6 protein-coding genes are annotated in these 4,498 nt (G+C 70.7%); 4 read left to right on the top strand and 2 right to left on the bottom strand.

Annotated features, from left to right (window positions below):
- Both VOI19_RS14975 and VOI19_RS14970 read right to left on the bottom strand, forming a co-directional pair.
- Positions 1-440 (bottom strand): RNA polymerase sigma factor (locus VOI19_RS14975; RefSeq protein WP_323793765.1); only part of this gene is annotated, 440 nt, incomplete at its 3' end.
- 19 nt (positions 441-459) lie between these two features.
- Positions 460-1,077, bottom strand: a complete 618-nt coding sequence (locus VOI19_RS14970; RefSeq protein WP_323793764.1) for a hypothetical protein — start codon at positions 1,075-1,077, stop codon at positions 460-462.
- Positions 1,078-1,175: 98 nt separating this feature from the next.
- Here VOI19_RS14970 and VOI19_RS14965 point away from each other — a divergent pair, with 98 nt between their 5' ends.
- The 4 genes from VOI19_RS14965 to VOI19_RS14950 form a co-directional block, all read left to right on the top strand.
- Positions 1,176-2,078: a phosphoribosylaminoimidazolesuccinocarboxamide synthase gene (locus tag VOI19_RS14965; protein WP_323793763.1), complete on the top strand. Its 903-nt coding sequence runs from the start codon at positions 1,176-1,178 to the stop codon at positions 2,076-2,078.
- Positions 2,075-2,509 (top strand): SRPBCC family protein, encoded by a 435-nt coding sequence (locus VOI19_RS14960; RefSeq protein ID WP_323793762.1) that lies wholly within the window; start codon positions 2,075-2,077, stop codon positions 2,507-2,509. The genes VOI19_RS14965 and VOI19_RS14960 overlap by 4 nt, the downstream gene beginning before the upstream one ends.
- Before the next feature lie 106 nt (positions 2,510-2,615).
- Positions 2,616-4,178, top strand: coding sequence for a long-chain fatty acid--CoA ligase (locus tag VOI19_RS14955; RefSeq protein ID WP_323793761.1), 1,563 nt, complete (start codon positions 2,616-2,618; stop codon positions 4,176-4,178).
- Positions 4,179-4,185: 7 nt separating this feature from the next.
- Positions 4,186-4,498: hypothetical protein (locus tag VOI19_RS14950; RefSeq protein WP_323793760.1), on the top strand; the 313-nt coding region annotated here is incomplete at its 3' end.

Raw genomic sequence — 4,498 nt, 5'->3', positions numbered from 1 at the left:
TGCTCGACTTCGTCGTCGAGGTGGGCCTCGCCCACGACGTCCTCCGCCGACGCGGCCGACGCGGACTGGCCGAAGGCGGGTCGGCGCCTCTCCAGCGACTGGTCCTCGATCAGCACCGGCCGGGTTCGGCGCACGCTGTTGAGGTGGGTGCGACGCAGGATCGTGAGGAGCCAGGCCCGGGGGTGGCGGCCGTCGAAGGAGTCCATCGCCCGGTAGGCGCGGATCAGCGTCTCCTGCACGACGTCCTCGCCGTCGGCCCAGGAGCCGGTCAGCGTGCGAGCGACGCGGAGCAGGACGTCGATCTCGGGCTCGACGTGGGTCGCGAACGCCTCCGCCCGGCGTCGTGCGTCGGCGTCGATCGTCGCCGCGGGGGGCGCTGCGGGGGTGTCCACGTCAGGAGAACCCGGTGGGGGCACCTGATCCTTCCCGGGGTCTGCCATGTCTGGACCCTAGTGCCGCTCAGGCCCGTGCTTCGCCGCCCCAGTTGGCGAGCTTCTCCGCCACGGTGGCGAGGTCCGCGCGCCACACCGACTCCGGGCCCGGCGGGATCATGTCGTCCCACTCCATCGCCGGCGAGCCGAGCACGTGCGTCAGCCGCGCCGTGCGCGCGAAGAACATCTGGTGCAGGTGCGAGCCGCCGTCGCCCCAGCGGTTGACGTGCACCCGGCCGATGTCGGGGAGGTTCTCCATGATCCGCACGAGGCGGTTGGTGATCCGACCGAGCTGGGAGGCGTGCTCGTCGTCGAGGTTGCCCAGGTCGAGGTGCTCGCGGGGGTGGAGCGTGAGGACGATCGGCAGTCCGGACGGCGCGCCGGGGTGGGTGAGGACCCAGACGTCGTCCTCCCAGACGACCTGCTCGGCGTCGAAGCCCTGGCAGGCGCCGCACGGCTTGTCGTCGCTCTCGCCGCCTCGAGCGGGTTCGTCGGACGGCGGTGGGAGGACCCGCGGAACGATCTGCCCGTCGACGACCTCCCACGGAAAGATGTCCCAGGCGCCCGAGGGCGGCATCGGGAGATGGCCGTCGGCACCGACTGCGGCGACGACCCGGGCGTAGACCTCTTCGGCGGACTCCGGCATGGGTTCACTGTGCCACTGCCTCGCTCCGGCGCAGGACGAGGGTCGCCCTCGCTTCCGGGGTGGAAGCAGCGGGCTCGGTTGGTGCCTACACTTCTGCGGTGCTCAACATCCCCGACGCCCCCGCCATCGCCGGCGCCCGACACCTCCACTCGGGCAAGGTGCGCGACCTCTACGAGGTCGTCGACGGCGCTCACGCCGGCCAGCTGCTGATGGTCGCCAGCGACCGGATCTCGATCTTCGACTTCGTGCTCGACACGACGATCCCCGACAAGGGCGAGATCCTCACCCGCATGTCGCTGTGGTGGTTCGAGCAGCTGCGTGACCTGGTGCCGAGCCACATCATCTCCACCGACGTGCCCGAGGACGTGCGTGGCCGCGCGGTGATCTGCGAGCGGCTCGACATGTATCCCGCCGAGTGCGTGGCCCGCGGCTACCTCACGGGCTCGGGACTGCTCGACTACCGCGCCACGGGCGAGGTCTGCGGCATCGCCCTCCCCGACGGCCTGCAGGACGGCAGCCGCCTGCCCGAGCCGATCTTCACGCCGGCCACGAAGGCGGCGCTCGGCGACCACGACGAGAACGTCTCCTACGCCGCGGTCGAGGCCGAGATCGGCACCGACGCCGCCGCCGAGCTGCGCGAGACCACCCTGGCCGTCTACGCCCGCGCCGAGGAGATCGCCCGCGAACGCGGCATCATCCTGGCCGACACCAAGCTCGAGTTCGGCCGCCGTACCTCCGGTGACGGCATCGGCACGACGGTCCTCGGCGACGAGGTGCTCACGCCCGACTCGTCGCGGTTCTGGCCCGCCGATGCCTGGGAGCCCGGTCGCTCGCAGGCGTCGTACGACAAGCAGATCGTGCGCGACTGGGCGCTCTCCCCGGCCTCCGGCTGGGACCGTGCCTCCGGGGAGGCCCCGCCGCCGATCCCCGAGGAGGTCGTCGAGCTGACCCGCGCGCGCTACCTCGAGGCCTACGCCCTGCTGACGGGGGAGAGCTGGTGAGCCGCCCGGTGCGCTTCCCGGTGTCGTGCGAGGTCGCCTACGACTACCTCGTGGCTCCCGACAACCGTGCCGCGTGGCAGTCGAGCCTCAAGGGCGTCGACGACGTCCTCGGCGAGGACGGCGTCGTCGGGCAGTCGTGGATCGACCTGACGACGGCCGGGGTGAAGCCACGCATGGAGCTCACCGACGCCGACCGTCCCTACCGCTGGTCCGAGCGCGGCACGTGGGGGCGGTTCTCGGCGATCCTCACCCTGACCTTCACGCCCGTGGTCGGCGGACCCGCCGGTGCGGACGCCCAGTGCGAGGTGGCGGCCTCCATGGAGGTGCGCGCCACGGGCCCGTTCAAGCCGGTGGGCCTCGTCGTCAACCGACTCGCACCCCTCGCGGTGCGCTCCGACCTCAAGCGGGCGGCCGCCATCCTCGGCTCCTGACGCACCACTCCTCGCCCGTCGGTGCCTGCGATGCACAACCGCGGCGCCACACGTCTGTGCGCCAAGACGTGGCGCACGTCACCGACGCCTGAGTAAGTTGAGGGGTGTGAGCACCTACAACTTGGCCAGCATCCTCGAAGCCACCACCGAGACCTATCCCGAGCGCGACGCGATCGTCTTCGGCGACACCCGTCTGAGCTACGCCCAGGTCAACGGCGCCGCCAACCAGGTCGCCAACCTGCTCGTCGAGCGTGGCATCGAGCCCGGCGACAAGGTCGCCCTGAGCTGCCCGAACCTGCCGTACTTCACGATCGTCTACTACGGCATCCTCAAGGCCGGCGGCACCGTGGTGCCCCTCAACGTGCTGCTGAAGGGACGCGAGGTGGCCTACCACCTCGGCGACTCCGACGCGAAGGCCTACTTCTGCTTCCAGGGCACGCCCGAGCTCGCCATCGGCGCCGAGGGCTACGCCGGCTTCGGCGAGGTCGAGGGCTGCGAGCACTTCTTCATGATCACCGCCGACCCGACCGCGGCCTCGCCCATCGAGGGCACCGAGACGCTGGGCCAGGGCATGGGCAGCCAGGCGCCGACGTTCGAGTCGGTCGCCACCGACGAGGACGACACCGCCGTCATCCTCTACACCTCCGGCACCACCGGTCAGCCCAAGGGCGCCGAGCTGCGTCACCGCAACATGCGTGACAACGCCTTCGCCGGGGTCGACCTCTTCGGCGCCGACGCCGAGAAGCCCGACACGTTCCTGTGCGTGCTGCCGCTCTTCCACTCCTTCGGCCAGACCGTCATCCAGAACGGCGGCTTCGCCTTCGGTGGCACCGTCGTGATGCTGCCGCGCTTCGAGGCCGACCCGGCCCTGAAGACGATGGCCAAGGAGGGCGTGACCTTCTTCGCCGGCGTGCCGACGATGTACTGGGGCCTGCTCGGAGCGCTCGACGACTCCGGTGTGGACGTCAAGGCGCTCGCCGCCAACCTGCGCGTCTCCGTGGCCGGTGGCTCCGCGCTGCCCGTCGAGGTGCACAAGGAGTTCGAGAAGCGCTTCGGTGTCACGATCCTCGAGGGCTACGGCCTCTCCGAGACCTCACCGGTCGCGAGCTTCAGCAAGCTCGGCGAGGACATCCGCGTCGGCTCGATCGGCACGCCCATCCCCGGCGTCGAGATGAAGCTGCTCGCTCCCGACAGCTGGGACGAGATCGGCCCCGACGACGCGATCGGCGAGATCGCGATCAAGGGTCACAACATCATGAAGGGCTACTACGGCCGCCCCGACGCGACCGCGGAGTCCATCAAGGACGACTGGTTCCGCTCCGGCGACCTCGGCCGCAAGGACGACGACGGCTGGTACTACATCGTCGACCGCTCGAAGGACATGATCATCCGCGGTGGCTACAACGTCTACCCGCGCGAGATCGAGGAGGTGCTGATGACGCACCCCGAGATCTCGCTGGCTGCCGTCATCGGCGTGCCGCACGAGAGCCACGGCGAGGAGATCAAGGCCGTCGTCATCCTCGACAAGGGTGCGACTGCCACCCCCGACGAGCTCGTCGCGTGGAGCAAGGAGCAGATGGCCTCCTACAAGTACCCGCGCATGTTCGAGATCGTGGCCGACCTGCCCATGACGGCCACCGGCAAGATCCTCAAGCGCGAGCTGTCCTGACGGCGTCGTGACCGGGCCTCGCGAGCACTCACGCGCGCCAGGCCCGGTCGACTACGCCGAGCCGACCAGTCTCGGCGCCCGCGACCGGGCGAGCGGACCGCGAGCGGTCCGCCGCCTGTGGGGCGGGCGAGGACGCCGGCTCCTGAGCGTGGGCTGTGGTGCGGCGAGCCTGCTGCTCGCCGTCTCGCTGGCCGTCGTCCTCGTGCTCGACCGGCCGGGGGAGACCACTCCCGAGGCTGCCGTCGAGACGCTGGTGCAAGGCATCGCCGATCTCGACGGGCCGGCGATCGTCGGGGTCGTGGCGCCGGACGAGGTCGCCG

Source organism: Nocardioides sp. (assembly GCF_034670285.1).
GTDB lineage: Bacteria > Actinomycetota > Actinomycetes > Propionibacteriales > Nocardioidaceae > Nocardioides.
The sequence above is the reverse complement of the archived record's forward strand: the minus strand, read 5'-3'. Positions and strand labels throughout refer to the sequence as shown.